Origin of the sequence: Sphingobacterium sp. WOUb80, assembly GCF_050058145.1 — a bacterium.
GTDB lineage: Bacteria > Bacteroidota > Bacteroidia > Sphingobacteriales > Sphingobacteriaceae > Sphingobacterium.
In genome coordinates this window covers 1,121,752-1,138,562 of the sequence record NZ_CP165617.1, presented here as the reverse complement: position 1 = coordinate 1,138,562, position 16,811 = coordinate 1,121,752, and the positions used below count along the sequence as shown (strand labels likewise).

The 16,811-nt window shown below is 42.8% G+C and carries 12 protein-coding genes; all 12 read right to left on the bottom strand.

The window, feature by feature from the left end; translation table 11 throughout:
- Positions 1 to 10: 10 nt before the first annotated feature.
- The 12 genes from AB1Z56_RS04480 to AB1Z56_RS04425 all read right to left on the bottom strand — a co-directional run bounded on the left by AB1Z56_RS04480 (position 11) and on the right by AB1Z56_RS04425 (position 16,702).
- Positions 11 to 1,021 carry a DUF4302 domain-containing protein gene (locus tag AB1Z56_RS04480; RefSeq protein ID WP_426791217.1) on the bottom strand — a complete coding sequence of 337 codons (1,011 nt, stop codon included), beginning with the start codon at positions 1,019 to 1,021 and terminating at the stop codon, positions 11 to 13.
- A 2-nt stretch (positions 1,022 to 1,023) separates the two neighbouring features.
- Positions 1,024 to 1,893 carry a substrate import-associated zinc metallohydrolase lipoprotein gene (locus tag AB1Z56_RS04475; protein WP_426791216.1) on the bottom strand — a complete coding sequence of 290 codons (870 nt, stop codon included), beginning with the start codon at positions 1,891 to 1,893 and terminating at the stop codon, positions 1,024 to 1,026.
- Between the two features lie 10 nt (positions 1,894 to 1,903).
- Positions 1,904 to 3,346, bottom strand: a complete 1,443-nt coding sequence (locus AB1Z56_RS04470; RefSeq protein ID WP_426791215.1) for a RagB/SusD family nutrient uptake outer membrane protein — start codon at positions 3,344 to 3,346, stop codon at positions 1,904 to 1,906.
- Positions 3,347 to 3,376: 30 nt separating this feature from the next.
- Positions 3,377 to 6,718: a SusC/RagA family TonB-linked outer membrane protein gene (locus AB1Z56_RS04465; protein WP_426791214.1), complete on the bottom strand. Its 3,342-nt coding sequence runs from the start codon at positions 6,716 to 6,718 to the stop codon at positions 3,377 to 3,379.
- Positions 6,719 to 6,787: 69 nt separating this feature from the next.
- Entirely contained in the window at positions 6,788 to 7,507 is a 720-nt protein-coding gene (locus AB1Z56_RS04460; protein WP_426791213.1) for a hypothetical protein, read from the bottom strand.
- A gap of 72 nt (positions 7,508 to 7,579) precedes the next feature.
- On the bottom strand, positions 7,580 to 7,831 hold the full coding sequence (locus tag AB1Z56_RS04455; protein WP_426791212.1) for a transcriptional repressor: 252 nt from the start codon (positions 7,829 to 7,831) through the stop codon (positions 7,580 to 7,582).
- Positions 7,832 to 7,905: 74 nt separating this feature from the next.
- The gene (locus AB1Z56_RS04450) at positions 7,906 to 8,550 is read right to left on the bottom strand and encodes an Ig-like domain-containing protein (RefSeq protein WP_426791211.1); all 645 of its coding nucleotides are present in this window, start codon (positions 8,548 to 8,550) and stop codon (positions 7,906 to 7,908) included.
- 146 nt (positions 8,551 to 8,696) lie between these two features.
- Positions 8,697 to 9,911, bottom strand: a complete 1,215-nt coding sequence (locus tag AB1Z56_RS04445) for a DUF4876 domain-containing protein (RefSeq protein WP_426791210.1) — start codon at positions 9,909 to 9,911, stop codon at positions 8,697 to 8,699.
- A gap of 75 nt (positions 9,912 to 9,986) precedes the next feature.
- Positions 9,987 to 11,564, bottom strand: coding sequence for a fimbrillin family protein (locus AB1Z56_RS04440; RefSeq protein WP_309361032.1), 1,578 nt, complete (start codon positions 11,562 to 11,564; stop codon positions 9,987 to 9,989).
- A gap of 64 nt (positions 11,565 to 11,628) precedes the next feature.
- Positions 11,629 to 13,251 carry a DUF6850 family outer membrane beta-barrel protein gene (locus AB1Z56_RS04435; protein WP_426791209.1) on the bottom strand — a complete coding sequence of 541 codons (1,623 nt, stop codon included), beginning with the start codon at positions 13,249 to 13,251 and terminating at the stop codon, positions 11,629 to 11,631.
- Positions 13,248 to 13,661 (bottom strand): hypothetical protein, encoded by a 414-nt coding sequence (locus AB1Z56_RS04430; protein ID WP_426791208.1) that lies wholly within the window; start codon positions 13,659 to 13,661, stop codon positions 13,248 to 13,250. The genes AB1Z56_RS04435 and AB1Z56_RS04430 overlap by 4 nt, the downstream gene beginning before the upstream one ends.
- Before the next feature lie 14 nt (positions 13,662 to 13,675).
- Positions 13,676 to 16,702, bottom strand: a complete 3,027-nt coding sequence (locus AB1Z56_RS04425; RefSeq protein WP_426791207.1) for a TonB-dependent receptor plug domain-containing protein — start codon at positions 16,700 to 16,702, stop codon at positions 13,676 to 13,678.
- Positions 16,703 to 16,811 lie beyond the last annotated feature (109 nt).

The following is a 16,811-nucleotide window of genomic DNA, read 5'->3' as shown; positions in this document are numbered from 1 at the left end:
CGTCTTTATTCTAGTTGCTTGTATAAGTTGTTGTCAAGACTTCTTCCCCTTGTTTGCCATAAGCCACAAAATCAATATCAAGTTGACTACCCGAAAAACGCACGTTTTTAGCCACGAAATAATGGGTACCAAGATGATCTGCCAGGTAACGTACATGTGTGCTGGTCGATATATTTTGATTAACACTAAATGGAAAAAATGATAATGCATTGTGACCTACTGTTACAGCCGTCTGATAGCTAGTGTTTTCCTTTTTAAAATATGTCCAAAAAACATGAAAAGGTTGTAATGCCTTTGTCGATACATCTCGATTAAAGGGGTCATTCCGACGAAAAGTAGTCAATAAGGAGGATAGCATTGCCGAATTTGTCCATATTGTCGATGCTGTTTTAGTTTTATTTTGATCAACGATATCAAGTGCAATTGCTTTTGTTGGATTCAGAAAGTTTTGCTGCCATTTATTGATATCGTCCAGATCGAAATAGCGGTAGTCATCAGCCCATTTCCAGCCTTTAGGGCGTCTAAATAATTGATAAGTTGCTCCCCCTTCTTGTTGGTATACTCCGCCACTACGGTAGCATTGGAGGGTGATCGTATCTCTGGACACCTTCTTTATTTTAAAAATATGATCTGTAAGGTCAGAACCTTCTGCCCCGATCCGGTATAATGCACTGATCAATGATCCCGTGCTAAATGTGAGCAAGGGTTGTGCGGTACCTTTTCCTATTTCAAAATAGGTTGGCGCAGCATTGGACAGCCCATAGATTGTACGTATGGCAACTGTATTTTTAACAGTATCAAACTTCATGACAATAGGTGTATAGGCCACTTCGCTCAAACTACTTTTGACCATCATGACCCAACCATCTGTTGCATCTTGCAAGCCAAACTTCAGATCAGAAATAAGGGCTGCTTGCCGTTCTTCTGCGTCAGATACCGAACGTGTCAGATGATCTTTTTCACAGCTAGAAAATAGCAGTACTAAAACTCCCCAAACGATTATTTTTATCCGTGTATTCATTTTTAATAGATCGTTTTATAGATGACAGAATCAATGACCTCATGCAAACGATGTAAATCCATTCCCTTATCAAGATAATATTGATAAACCATATTGTACTTCGTTTCCAATTTAGGATTAGCTTTGACAATTGCTGCAATAGATTGCTTATTATTCATGACCATCGACTCTACTGATGTTGCAAAATCTTCTTCTGGCGCATAGCCACCATAAGGTAAGAAAAAACCATCCGCATTGGCCTGTGCAGTATATTTGCTACTATAGTTAAGTCCGTAATACTCCCCCTGCGATATGCGATCGTACTGATATCCACGACCGTATTTATGATCTTGCTGATGAGCATGCTCATGATATATCGTGGCCATCAGTTGCCGCAGCGCTGTTTTATTCGTCTTATCAAAATTATTGATGCCACCTATTCCCAAGCGATAAAACTGAGCATTGAGCCCTGCTCCAGCCGCTGCTCCGGCAACGGTGATATCGTTAAAATGTACATAGCCCCCCACCATGACAAATTCGATGGGAGTTTCTTTATGAAAATAGACCGGAAAGTTTTCTTTCAATGGTTTAAGCCAAAAGTCCCGTAGTACAATTCGTGTATATTCAAGTGCCTTCTCATAGTTTGGTGGCACAAAAAATGTTGTTCCATCTAAAATACGGGGCGTGTACTCGTAAATTATCTTTACCCCATAATCGTTGTAAATACTGTCACATAACGAATCAAGGCCATTCCATTTGTCGGGCGATTTGCTTTGGACAGCAAAATAATCCACGTAGGATGGCGGTGCTATTGTTTCTTCTTTCTGACAGGCAAGCAGTGTGCAAAATATGCCCAAAAGGAATCGTTTTTTACGTATAAATATGTTCATCATTTCTTATTTTTTAGCGCGGATTTAATTCATTTACCAATACCGGGTTCCCAATTCTTGCAGTCAACGGAATTTGTATTGCTTTACGGGGATCATCTGCTGTGAGTACCGCATCAGGTGTTGGACTTGTACGTATCAAACGATGGCTTACAGAAAGCCTCAATCGCTTAATATCATACCAGCGCATGCCCTGACCTAAAAACTCTTTTCGACGTTGGTCAAGTACAAGATCTTCCAGTTCTTCGAGACTAAGGGTACTGGCGTCCAAAATGCTGTATGGTGTAATCCGCTTTTTGCGCAGCTGTTCTACTGTTTCCAGCGCAGCCATCCGGTTAGGTACGGTTTGCTTTAGTAATGCTTCGGCCCGGTTGAGCAGTACTTCTTCATTTGTAAAACATTCGTAACGTGCTACGCCAACATTAGGCTGATTAGGCTGTTGCGCATATTTCACATAGTTTGTAATGCTATCTATTACGGTGCCCCCCGCACTAAAAAGTCCAAAACGGAGATCATTTTTTGGAAATCCATAATACAATTGATGACTCGGGTAAAATCCACAGAGTCTAAATCCTGTTGGTCTCGTTAAAAAAGATTCGCTTTGACTAGCCAAAAGAATATTTTTATGTGTGGCGGGATTCATAAATTCCTGCGCAAAATAAGCTATATCATAACTTTTCCAGACTTGTATGTCTGCTGTTAGATCTCGGATCTGCCCTCCTGAAATTTGTAGTGAACGATCGGCATAGGAAATACATTGCTCCCATTTCTCCTGGTAGAGATATAAACGACAAAAGAAGGCGTACACAGAAGCTAGGGAAAAATGATACGGATTGGCGGATAGAAATGTAGCGTTTTTCTCCATCAATTGTTGCCCTTGTTTCATATCAGACTCAATCTGCTCATATACTTGAGCTACAGTCGCCCGATGAAAGCTTGGTTTGCTTTCTGTCGGAACATCAAGTATCAATGGCACACCCGGATCACTACCTGAGGTCTGTACATTGTAATGTTTTGAGAATAGATTCACCAAAGAGAAATAAGCATAGGCCCGTACACATAAAGCTTCGCCTAAAAGGGCCTCTTTTTCTACCGTTTCACCTTGCGTTTTCATCACTTCTGCGATAACGGTATTGGCCAAATAAATCTTTTCATAATAATGCGCATAAGCTGCGGCTGGAGTAGCCCTGACGCCCTCTTCATAATCATCCTCCCAAAGATATAGCGGTACATAGGTAGGAATCAGATTGGCCTGAATCGAACCTGCATAATGGTGATAGTCGTCGGTTAAGATATCAGTAAATAAATCCTGACGCTCTGGATAGGCTTGCGAAAGCAGAGCTCGATAATCGGAAAGGGTACTAAGCGCTATCCGACTGTCGTAGGGCTCGTCTAACACATGCGAGCACGAAATTTGTAGTAGGACGCATAGCAGCAGTAAATAATATAGTTTTCTCATTGCTAAAACAATCTTTCTTGTTTCTAAATATTAAAATCCAGCTGTAATTCGTAAAGAATAGCTTACGGGGTTCGGTAGAGCTACACCGGTAAGCAACAATTCGGGATCCATCCCATTCAGCTTTTTACTAGCCCAGTATTTTAAATTATTACCCGATAAACTCAATCGCGCTCTTTTTAGTCCACCAACACTCTTCAGTAGATCTTGTTGCAATTCATACGATAGCATCAATTCAGAAAGCCGCAGCACACTGGCATCGGCTACACGCAGGTCACTTCTATTGTACGCGAGTTCGTCAATCTGCGACACGGTGGCTAGGTGAAGACGTTCGATACTGCTCAGGATACCCGGGATATCGGTATAAGATTCATCCCCAGGTCCACGCCAACGATAAGCCAGATCTGCAGGACTAGATACATTATCGCTATAACTACGTGCCGCAATAGGCTGCATAAACACATGATTTCCATGGGAAAAAGTAAAGAATATGCGCATTTCGAATCCTTTATACCCAATTGTATTTGAAAATGAACCTGTACCCAAGGGTTGCCGCGAACCAATATAGCGGATAAGTCCTCGGTCTTGCGCGCTGGGGCTTATACCTTGAACGCTCCGACCATTATTTGAAAAAACAGGCCGCCCATTGAGATCCAACTGGCTGTATTGATAGGCATAGAGGCCTTCAAGGGGGTAACCTTTTAGCGGATAACCATTGGCACGCGTTATCTGTGTCAGTAAGGATGATTGGAGCTCACCATCAGTGACTCTATTGCGTACAAAACCATACACTCCTTGCATATTCCAATGCCAATCTGGCGATGAAAGTAAATTTTTTAAACCGATCGTAATATCAATGCCTGTATTTTTCATGGACGCGAAATTGATTACTTTGGTACCAAATCCTTCTTCGAGCGCGACCGCGGCTTCGCTGATGAGATCTTTATTTTTTCGCTGGTATGCTTCGGCAACAACATCAATTTTATTCCATAGCCCCACTTCTAAGGCTAAATTGCCTATATAATCTTTTTCCCAGCTCAGATTGTACAATTCTGGCGACAGGATGTCTATGATCTGTTCGCTATTGGCATTGTCCAAACGAACTTTTTGAAAGTACTTGGCATAGCGCTGTGGCGATGTTTGATAGGCATTACCACGCAAGGCGTAGCTTCCCCTTAGTTTTAGGTATTGCAACGCACCCGAAGCGAGCAGCGGCTGCATAAATGATTCGCGTTCGACATTCCACGAAAGTCCAAGGCTATAATTAGGCAGAAATTTTGAGCGAGCCCTTTTTCCAAACATATTGCTGGCATCTAAACGTCCGCCTGCTTCCAGATTATAGCGGTTTTTTAAAGCATACTGCGCGGATACATAATAACCGATCAAATATTGATTTTTGAAGGTTTCCTCATAAAGCCGCTCTCCGGTCTGTGCGACTTGCATTAGTGCTAATTCGCTTGGGTTGATGGTGCCACTATCATAGTGTCGGTAGCCAATACCCTTCCTGTAGGTACGATCAGTGCGATCGTGGTTCCATTCGAAGCCCGCTGTAGCATCCAGGGCATGTAAGGCCCAATTCTTCTTGAAGTTGAGTGAATGCCTCATATGATACATCTTACCCCGGTATCGATTGGCATATAAAAATCCACCCTCGGGTAGTATGGTCTGATAATATGCATAGGGATCTGTTGGATCGCGATAGAGCAACTCATTTTCTTCGCGCAGTACATCATTGTAGTCCACTCGATAAGCGTTGGCTACATTGGATTTTTCAGTGACGATATGATCTGTATCTGAATGACTCGCCTGATAAGCTAGCGTTAATTCGTATCGAAGCGTCGGAAGCAGCTGGTAGCTTGGCCGCAATTGAAAACGTATTTCATTACTTTTTAGCTCAGTAAAGTTTTCTTTCAGCTCTTCAATAATATTAAACGGTGCATAATTATTGAGGTAGTATTTATAATTCCCGTCTGCCTGATAAGGGTACATCGCACGGCTGGCACTCATCGCATATATGGCCGGATTGATTTCAAAGTTACGTGTTACGTCAGAATAAAGCGTGCCGCTATTATAAGTACCCGGTGCCAACTGATTGCGTGCACTCAAATTGGCATTGACGTCAATATGAAAAGCATCGGTCACTTGAATACCTGTCTGCAGATTTGCTGTAATCCGATCCATATCATAGCCTATTGCCTGACCGTCGTCTTTGGCATAGCTTCCCGACAGGTAATAGCTAACGCGTTTTTTTCCACCCGAGAACGAAAGGCTATGCTCCTGCAGGATATTATTTCGGAATAATGTACCAAACCAATCTGTATTCACCTGAGCCGAACGGTTGAGTTCCTCATAAGCCTGCTCCTGATTAATTTCCCGTAGGGCATACCGTCTGTAAGCATCCGTAAAAGCTCCGGTCATACTTGGCCAATTGTTATTGGAGAAATAACCCCGGTCAAAAAGTTCTTTATAGAGATCCATTTCCTGTGCAGCGTTCATCCGGTTGTATTTACTTATTGTCGGCTTTTGACCTATTGAGATGGCTGTATTAAAATTTACGGTAGGCTTACTTGCCGGTTTGCCAGTTTTGGTACGGATCGAAATAACACCATTAGCGGCTCTGGTACCATAGAGCGATGTTGCCGCACCATCTTTGAGGATAACGATATCTTCAATATCCTGCGCGTTGAGGCCCGCAATCGCAGACCCGAGCATCGACGCCGGATCACCCGAATACAACTGGCTAACGCTGACGTTTGCTGGCGATGTGATAGGTACGCCATTGAGGACATATAAGGGTTCCTGATTGGCACTTATGGAGGCATTTCCCCTGATCCGGATTTTTGGAGTTGACCCAAATGTTCCAGACACATTTTGTACGCTGACACCGGCAGCCGAGCCCTGCAACATGCGCGAAACGTCGACATAGCCCGATCGATCTATCGTTGCTTTGTCAACTTGACTTACGGATCCAGTAAATCGGCTTTTGTCCAATTTTTGATATCCCGTGACAACAACCTGCTCAAGAGACTGCGCGTCAGGAGTTAAAACAATTTGTTTTGGTACCCTATCTGCGGTATATTCTTGTGGGCTATAACCGACGTAAGATAATACAACAACTGATTCAGAGGAGCTGACCAGTAATCGGAATGTTCCATCCTGTGCAGATACAATTCGATTCTTTGTACCCTTTTCCGTAATGGAAACTCCTGACAGCGAAACTCCATTGCCAGTTATTATACGAGCGGATACAGGATATTGTTGATTATCTCCAATCAATGCTTTTACACCCAAAGTAGATGTCCCCGCCTGAACGAGGCTTATACAACAAGGTGCAATATGCAAAGCCCAAAGTATAAATATGCTATTTCTATTCACGTTATTTTTTATTCTATAGAGATTTTGAGTTTTTCACATTTTTGGATAAGCAGGGATTATTATCTCTGCCTATTCTTGATGGAGATGCTGCAAAATCTTAGACGCTCCGATGGGATTGTATCCCATGGCGATGCTTATCCTGTTGAGCAACTCAGTCATCAGACCCGTCCCATATATTTCTTTCACCGCATTGCTTTCATAAAGCCGTAGCCAATCTTTCACTTCGTTCGACTGTAGTTTTTCGCGGATCTGAAGTGCATCATCTTTTGTTTCAATTGCGCGAAACGAACCAAATACTTTCCATTGCGCATCGCCGAAATAAGTGGTAAAGAACAATTCTTTGTGGTCGATGACGCTACTCACCGTACTGTCTAAAGCCTGTTCATTTAGCCCAATCGCAAGCTGTACTATCCCTACCTGCTGCCCATTCCCCTGATGTAGGGCAATGACCGAGAAACGGTCTTCCGGCAACGGATCTGTTGATAAGGGGATACTATCCAGTCTTTCCAACACGAGATACCATAAACTGTCTTTATGCTGTGATGTGCGGATCTTGTACTGTTTACTGACCTCCCATTCTAATGCAATGAGATTTTTCGTTTGTGAAACATCATACAGCCGACCGTGCAGCCATTCCAAGGTGTCATTACGCTGTTGTAGTCTGCTGATTTCACCATCGGCAATAATGAAGGAATAAGGCTTCTCCAATATAGTGGCTTGTTGTTGCGCATTGGATTTACTGCAAATATGCATAAGAAGCAGTATTGGTATATATCGTAATGATCTCATTTCTTTCTATTTTTTTTGCCGCGCCTCCCGAACTAAACAGCTTCAATCTCGCTCGAAACAGCGAAAAACATGCTACTTCTTTATCCAGCTATAATATTTATCGCCTGCGTCTGAACCATGTAATTGTAACCAACCGAGCTCACATAATAATTTAATCGTAGAATAAACCGTCGCCCAGCTTACCAGCTGTTTTGTTCGAAGTTCCACATACAGGTCATCGATATTTGAAATGATATTCTTCTGCCACAGGTAATTCATGATGTGCACGCGCTGTGTTGTCACGCGATGTCCATTACTTGCCAAAGAGGCTATCAAAATTTCCATATTCATTTTTCTATATTTTATTTCATCCGGGAAAAACAACTTTAATTTTCCCCGGATGAATGATTTTTAAACAATTACCAATTTCCGCCGTTGGGTATATCACCGACACCGGCTCCAGGATTCACTTCGCCTGCACCAACGGTAACTTTATACGTAACCAACACCGAGGGCTGCTCTTTTACTTTAGCTGTTATTGTCGCCTCGCCGACATTGCGTGCTGTTACTACGCCCTGCTCATTGACAGAGGCAATAGTTTCTGCCGAACTGGTCCATTGCAGCGTATAGGTAGCTCCTTCAGGAGATACGGTCGGTTTAAGCGTCTCTGTCGCCCCTATTTCAAGTGTTCCGGTGGCTTTATCTAGCGTCATTGTAAAGCTTTTGACTGTAACAACCGTGGCTGCCGCAATTTTTTGTGCTTCCCCATTTTCATACACCTGTGCTCGTATATTTGCTGTGCCGGCTGCAACTGCGGTCACCTTACCATTCTGATCTACCGTAGCAACCGCCTCGTTATCGCTACTCCATGTCAACTGATAAGGACGCGTCACATTAGCGGGAGAAGTTGTTGCTGTTAGCTGTGCTGTATTTGCTACTGCAAGGCTTAAGGTGCCTGGCAATGACAATTGCTGGATTCCGACCTGCGCCGCGTCTTCACTTTTGCTACAAGACATGCCCATCAATAGCATCAGGCAAGCCACTGTATATATTATTTTTTTCATTGTATGTATCCTTTAAAAATATCTTTATTTTATTCTGTCCTGCCAATCTAAACGGCGGGATTGCAGGAAATCCCCGCCGTTAAAATATCGTTTGAAAACAACCTATCCGGATGCCTAAGGATAAGGTGTTTCAAAAAACGATTAGGTTAAGGCGCAACTGCCGTGCTGCCACCATATGTAAAGTCGTTCGTCGAATTATTGGTATCTTGTAAAATATTACCCACTTTCTTGCGTTTTACACTCTTACCAAAACGGCCATTGTCTGCATCGATACCTGTATACCCTGCATCAATAGTATTGTAAAGCGTATTCCACTCCCAATTGCCAGTCGGACTTAGATTGACGCCGTCTGCGATCCAACTATTTGGGAAAGCATAGGTATTGACCACCACCATTGGATTAGTACCTGCGGTATCGCCTGGTCTTGGATAAGTTGGTCCATACTTATAGTTTTGCAAAAAGTCAGCTTTTGTCGTACCTAGATAACCAATTGCATAACTGCGGAAACCTCTATTGTGCAACACCCATATTGCTGGTGTATAGCTGAATATAATTTCCAAATTAGCGACCTGCGGATTATCCAGATCATTACCCGCTCCTGGACTATACCATTCAAAATCAGCACCTGAGAGATCCAGACCGCCGGAATGGTCTTGCGCCTGATTAACGAGGCTTATATATCCATTATTTCGCGGAATAGGGTCAGCATTATCACCTATCTGCCAGATCGCATTAATCGCAAAAGCCGTGTCGATAATGGAAGGGGTATATACGCGCTGTGTGGTATTTAAAAAAGAGCCCTCCATAATAACAAGTCCACTTGGATCAACATTTACCGCAGCAGTATTGGTAATTTTGAAGAATTGGTCACGAATACTGGTACCTGAACCCGGGAAATAGATCTCCTCGATTTTTAAATCGGCAAATGGGTTGGCAGAAAGGGTCAACAAAGCAGCCGAATTTGCTGCACTACGGAACGAAGGACCGACTTTCTGAATCGCACTAACACGTGTATTCTTTTCTTTGCCTTTGACATTTTGTTTGATATAACCGGAGATCTCCGCTTCATAAGATCCTTCGGGAAGTTCGGCTGTCAACGAAGTTGTAGACTGTGCATTTACCGTAAAGGTCTCTCCCGTAGCTGTATTTTTAAAAATAGCACGTGCCCCCAAGAGCTCTTTACCTGCCAATTTAGGAGAGAGACTGAAATTTAAATTGTATGTTTTTAGATTGGCTTTTGCCAATGCTTCGGTCTGATCCACCGCTTCGAGCGAAATAACATCTTTCTGACAGGATGTTACTGCCATTGTACTGACGAGCAGGCCTAATGCTGCTAAACGGAATAATTGATTTCTTTTCATTTTTCTATATATATTACTGTTTCAGAAACATACTATCCTTGTGGCATCCGGAATAGTGTTTTTATTTACTTTCTATTAAAATGTTAAATAAGGTCGTATCGGGAAGCTATACCGATCAAAACGGATAGATGAAGCTATTGCAACTTCACCAGCAATTAAACCGGCATTGTGCCCGGAAGTCAGGACAGATCGCTTAGCGTCATTTAGCTGGCTATTTTCAACATAAGTCTCTGTACTACTCGCATATTCTTTACCGCTATACGTGGTACCGCCAATACGTAGCAAACTAAGCTCAATAGCATTAATGTCCTTTGTGAACGCAATGGAAAGCTGATTAATAGCTGGTGTATACCAGTTCCCTTTTACTGCTGGTCCACTCGTAATTCCAGCTGGTGCGTAATCCAACGATTGTAGTATAAAGTTCATGTCTTTATAGCCCTCTTCCGTACGCTTGGCAGCAACCGCCTTGCTATGCGCCTGTCCGTCCCAGTCTTCTTCTTCACCAGCACCAATACCTTTCCATGTAGCACCTACAATTTCAGGAATATTGAAAAGTGATAGTTTGCCAAACTGACCATTATCAACATCTTCCAATGAGGCGACAAACCCATTGGTCGCCCCACCTTTTTGTCCCGTATACACCACTACACCCACTACTTTCTTCTTGCTGTCCAAATCTGTCGACCAACTTCCATCAGCATAATAGAAATCACCAACTTTGGCAACCAGCCTGTTCTCCAGTTTCAACTCGCTTGTGTATCTTTTTCCGGCCTCGGTTTTGATATTCGTCTTGTCAAATTGATAGGTACCTTTGTCTGTATCGACATAAATCGAGATGGTTTCACTGCTCCAGTCGGCAGGAAGCATCGCAATTTGTGCCTGGAATGACTCTCCGGCAGCGAGATTAACATTTTCTACCTTTGTTGTCTGTGTCCAGAGCTGCTCTGCTTCGGTCGACGTAATTTTCAAACGGTCCGCTTCGGTGGCTGCACTAATATCAAGTGTACCATTTACTCCAATCAGCTTGCCATCGGCACGTTGAAATCTGATTTGCTTGATCTGTTGTGCTTCGGCACCTGTCGGCAGGCTTATTTTTAAATCCGCGATGGCCATGACATGTTTGAAATTGAGCTGCGTATTTTCCGCGCCAGCTTTGACACCTTTTAATGGATCTGCTACCAAAATATCATACTTAGCCAAATGCTTGGAAGCTTTACCATCAATCGTTTGGTCAGCTATGGAAACAGGGATTTTTTTAACATCCGCTGTTTCTAGTGTCGCATGCGGATAGTAAGCGTAGAAATCCATGTCCCAATCGGCACTTTGAGCAAGCTCGCCCGAGAAAATGGCATTTTTACCACTATTGGTAATATCGGATGCCGCTTTGATGGAGAAAGCCGTATTGGCATTCTTGGTATCGTTGTTGACCACGCTAAACAAACCGATCTTATCGCCGGTCAACCAGGTCACGCTCAATTTATCATCTTCGGCAGTATGTCCTGTACGGAAGCTTGGACCTCCATTGGCGGCCGTAAATCTGAAATTAACCTGATCCGTCTTTTGCTCTTCGGGAGCTTTGCCTATATCATCTTTTTTACAGGCTGCAAACAGTCCTGTGACCAACAAGGCATAAATCATCGTTGACTTTTTCATTGTTTTAATTAATGTTTGATTATGTATTTTTTTATTTTTTTGAATTGTTGATTTGTGCGCTACTTTACAGGATCAAGCCAATACGTACCTCATAAAAACTGGTCCTGACCTGATCTACATACCAACCCCGCTGCATTCTTGGCTGTAAAAACAAGGCTTTCTTATTGAGCAATTGCCACTCCCAGCGCATTGATACTGAAAGCTGTGTATTATTGGTCGACAGGAAACGATAATTGGATAGCTCTGCCTGTGGGGCATGCCTATTAAACAGTCCGTATTGAATGGTATTATTTGCGCTGAGCTGACCAAAGGTATTCTCGATATTGATCCCCGAAGAAAGAGACTGATCGAAAGTTCCCTCCAGTAATACTTGTGTCATGTGTTTTCGGCCCAACCAGGACATACCCAGCTGCGTACCATAGCGCAAACGCTCGTAGTTCATATAGCGCGCCGGATCAAAATAGTCCGCCTCATTTTTTGTATACACAAAAGCAGGTTTAATATGCCAACGCTTTTGTGCCCCCTTTTCATAAGTCCCTTCAACCGCTATCTGCGTATTATTTTCCCGGTAATAAGGTGCCATACCCATCGTTGTTCGATTGGTCGTTACACCAACAATCTCCTGTAATGAACTTGCAATCAATGCCTCTGATCCAATGCGATGCCGATAGGTGTATTTCACCTGCGCTAACCAACTTTGATCGTACTTTTTATCAATCCAACCTGCCCGTGCCTCTATAAGATCCTCTTTCCGATTGAGGATATCATTAAGTGCAGAGGCCGATCTTACTCCGTTTAGATCACCGCTATCTCCGCCACTGGCACCAATACTTTTGTTCAGGTTATCAAATCGGTAACCCAGATGACCTATCCACCCCCTATTCCCGCTGGGATAGATATCCAGCCCTAAAGTCCAGGTTTTGGCTGTATATGAATAGGAAGACGAGTTAACAGGCGAAAACGCTGTGGCCAAGCCTGTCATATTATAAAGTGGGGTTGTAATTCTCAACCGCTCATCAGACAGCATGGAAATTGTATGCGCCTGCTTATAAGCGGCAAACCCTGTTGATAATCCGATGGTATATTGCTCGTTGAAACGGTACCCCACTCCCAACTCCACTTGCATATCGCTAATCCGATTGCGGGGGCGAGGGTCTTTTTGCCGATACTCTTGCTGATTGCGAATCGAAGCCTCGATTCCCCATAGATAGTTACCCTTATTTTGGGCATAACCCCCTGAAAAAATATAGGTCTCTCCTTTTTGATCTGCCGGTCCTAAGGTATCTGCGGTGATATAGGGATAGACGCGCTCATAATCTGACGTTACATTCATATTGATCCCCTTATGTTGGGCACTTTCATAAGATGCTTTACCCCAAGCTCTTGTATTTTCCTTTGGTGCAAGAAAAGAAGAAATGTCTAATCCATAGCGCGTATGCCCTTTGCCTAGCTGTTGCACAAGAGCTTTATCCTGTTTTTCCTCTCCTACGTTAACAGCCATTTCAGTACGGGAAAAATCCCATAAATAAAATTTCAAAGCTGGATTCAGATCTTGGCTTAGCTGTAGTTCAAGCGTGGGCGAATAGCGCTGAAAGCTCCGATTTAACAAATCGTTCCTGATACTGTCTTGTGCGTAAACAACTTGTAAACAACCAAATCCAATGGTTAACATGAATATCCGTTTCATGGTTTGCTCCTTTCTAGAGGCAGTTTACCTTCAACCTCTGGGTTAATCATATTTTGGGCTGTAGAAATATTGTTCAGATAGCAAGACACCGGAAAACTGACTGTCTCACCATTTTCGGTATAATGCAATTGAGCCGTAAAACGCATCTTATTATAGTAGCCGACTTTAAATCTGATACCTGCTTTGATGTCTTGAATGCTATACGTTAGCATTTCATTCCAACGATTTTGATCCTCCGTGCTCAGCTCGGCATCTGTAAAACTGATAGCTGCATTGCCTGGCAATTGCAATTTGCTTGTATCCACGACGAAGGAAAGATGCGTGTACTGGAGCTCTCCGAATTTGTCTGTACAAGCCACTAAACTGAGCAATAGATACAAGCAAAAGGATAAGATATAGGGGTATTTCATAGTATTGATAGCGATTAAAGTTTAAGTTTGAGTTCCATGCCGAAATAAGGCGCCGTACTTGCATCTTTGACCCGCACCCCTTGATAATTGTTGTAATGCGGGGTGATATCGGCAAAATTGAGGACAAAGAGCGAAAGCCTTAGCCATTTGCCAAAATCTTTACTTCCTCTGAAATGTAAAGTGGTCAAAGATTTATTGTCCAAGTAAATTCCAGAATACTCGTCAGGATAGAACAAATATTGTAGGTATCGATGTGATTTATCTGCTTCTGTATAAGGGTGCAATACATTATCCGTCGTCAGATAATAGGACGGATATTCTGGATTGTTTGCGTACTGGTCATTCTTTCCCTTCCAGTATGTTTCGGCTGTCAACGACAGGGTCAAACCATGCTGTTTGATATAAGTATCTGCTGTAAAACTAGTGCTCGTCCGACTACGGTCGAAACCATCCTGCCAATTGGGATAATAAGCGGCATAATTGTCAAAAACAATAACACCATCAACAACAGGATTATTTCGGCTACTGCCTAAAAACCACATGGGCAGGCTATTTTGGTAGCCATTTTTAAAATATGCACCATTCAGTGTAAACCTCGTCGCAATCCCCGGATAACGGGGTGTAGTGAACGTAAATTCCATTCCTTGTTTTGAAAGCTGACTACCATTGGTACGTCTGGTCACACCACGAAATACGGTTCGTTCTTCGTAAGGCATATTGGTCAGATCTGGCCTTTGTCCATAAGTAGGTACATTGAGCATGCCGTAATATTGGTAATAGTACGCTTTGGGTTCATCCATGCTACGAAAACCATTTGTAAGCAACTCGTCGAAAAGGGTAACAGAGAACAAGTGCCCTTTCCACTCCGCATCTACCCGTAACTCTTTCTTCTTGTTTCGCGTATAGGATAGATTATAATTGACGCGATCTTCGATGTAGGTGCGCAATTGGCTGTAGCTATATTCGGGTTTGACATTATTATGCTTGAACTCGACAAAATCCTGATAGACGATATCCGGATAAAGCATAGACATGGTCGGCATCTTACTGAGCCATCCAATTCCTCCCGTAAGGGTAAAATTCAGGGGGGATCCCTGTACTCGGATAGCAGGAAGTGCCAACTGTATATTGACACGCGGATCATTATAAATCTTGCCATTTAGGCTATACGCTTTATCCAGGTTAAGCATCATCCCACCTCGCAATCCTGCCTGTATATGCAATTGACTACCCGCGATTTTGGGGAGTCTTATTCTATCTTCGACATAATAAGAAAAGTGCTGGTTAGCCGGAATACGGTCGAATCGATAAGGACGCACGCCAAAGCTATTGTTGATCGGACGGGCGATATCAAATAGCTGACCGGCACCATAGTTTTTGTCCATGCGCCATTCTGTTCCAATTTGGCCATTGTGCGCTAGAAATCCGGTATGAAAGGCTAAATCACCGCGTAAGGTAGCAAATGCATTGAAAGGCCGGCCGTCTACTTCATGTGTTGCCTTATATTTTCCCGGTAAGACAATAGCCTCGGAAACACCAGGTGTCAGCGAAAGAGGTATAATACCACGTTCTTGTGTATTATTGGGGTACATTTCCCGGTAGATATAATCGATGGAATATTTTAGATTGGCATTGAATTCTATTTGTCTTAGTATTTTCTTTGGTTGCTTTAATGACAACCGCGAACTGAATCCCATTGATTTATAGGATAGTCTGTATTTCCCCTGCTCTAAAAACAGATCCCCCGCAAGCTGTTCGGCATCTTGTTTCCAATCATCAAACTGACCTGTATAATCTGCGGACAAACGCCAACGTAACTGTTTTTCGTCTTTTTTCCCCCAATACTTTTCAGCACGCAACGAAGCTGTATAACGATCATAATTTTCTAAGGGATTGACAGGATTTCTTTTACCATCGAGGTAAGTGAAGTCTCCTACAACAAGCCAGTTCTTGGCCAATTTTACACCTTTGGAAAGTGCGAAGAGTTTAGAAAACTGATCGAGTTTAAAACGTGCTTCCAGCGGAAGTGGTTGCAATAATCGGTCGATTTTAACAACACCACTGGTTAAATCTCCATAACGCACAGAAGGAATACCTCTAATAATTTCAACCTTTTCAATATTGTCGGTAATAATACCACGCATATCCATACCCGCATTGACATATTGTTTTCCCCCCTGATCGGTCCCAGATATGGCCACATTCATCGCCTGTAAATTAGCATCCGTACTGATAGGCATATCATCAATCACAAATAGCGTTCCTAGCGAGGAAATGGCATAATCAGTACCAACTGGCGCATTAGCCTCACGCAGACGAATCAGATTGGGCGCATTCAAAGATGGTGGAACCGACTGCCCACCCGGCAAGAGCGAAAGCAAATCTGTCAAACTTGTTGCCTGCATATGCTCAATGGCTTCCCGCTTAATGACGGAAGATGTCGCCATACCCTTCTGTTCCATCGCAGTCACATTAATTTCCTCGACAAGTCTGTTTTCAGATTTTAAAACCATTGTAATATCCTGATTGGACTGCAGGTTGAGCTCTTTACGATCGGACAAATATCCAATATAGGATGCCTGCAAGATGTACTGTCCTTTCGCTACGGCTACAAATACAAAACGACCGTCACTCCCGGCTACGGTACGGTAGACATGAGAGGTATCTCTTTTTGACCTTAACTGTAAAGTGGTATAACCCAAAGCAAGTGTACTCCCTGATTCAATAACTCTTCCCTCAATACTTACCTGCTTAACACCGGGCTCTGACTTGGTTAATCTTCTGATAATGATATCTTGTTTATTGATTGTAAACCGTAAATCGCTTTGACGCTCCACATCATTTAACAATTGACGAACGGTGCCCGACTGGTTCGTTAACTTTATCTTCTTCTCAAGGTCATTTCCAAGATCACTATAAATGAAATTAACTTTAGATTTGCTTTCAAGCTCTGCGAGCAGCGATTTAACTGCTATTTCTTTGGCCGAAATCTGAATAGACTGACCTAATCCAACGAATGGAACTAGCAATAAAATCATCATAAGGTAGTTTGTTAAAAACCTTATGACCATGTGGTTGTACATATTAATTTTATTTAGATTAATTATAATTATAAGGTCAAAAAAAGGAGACTGCCAGATTAATGACAGA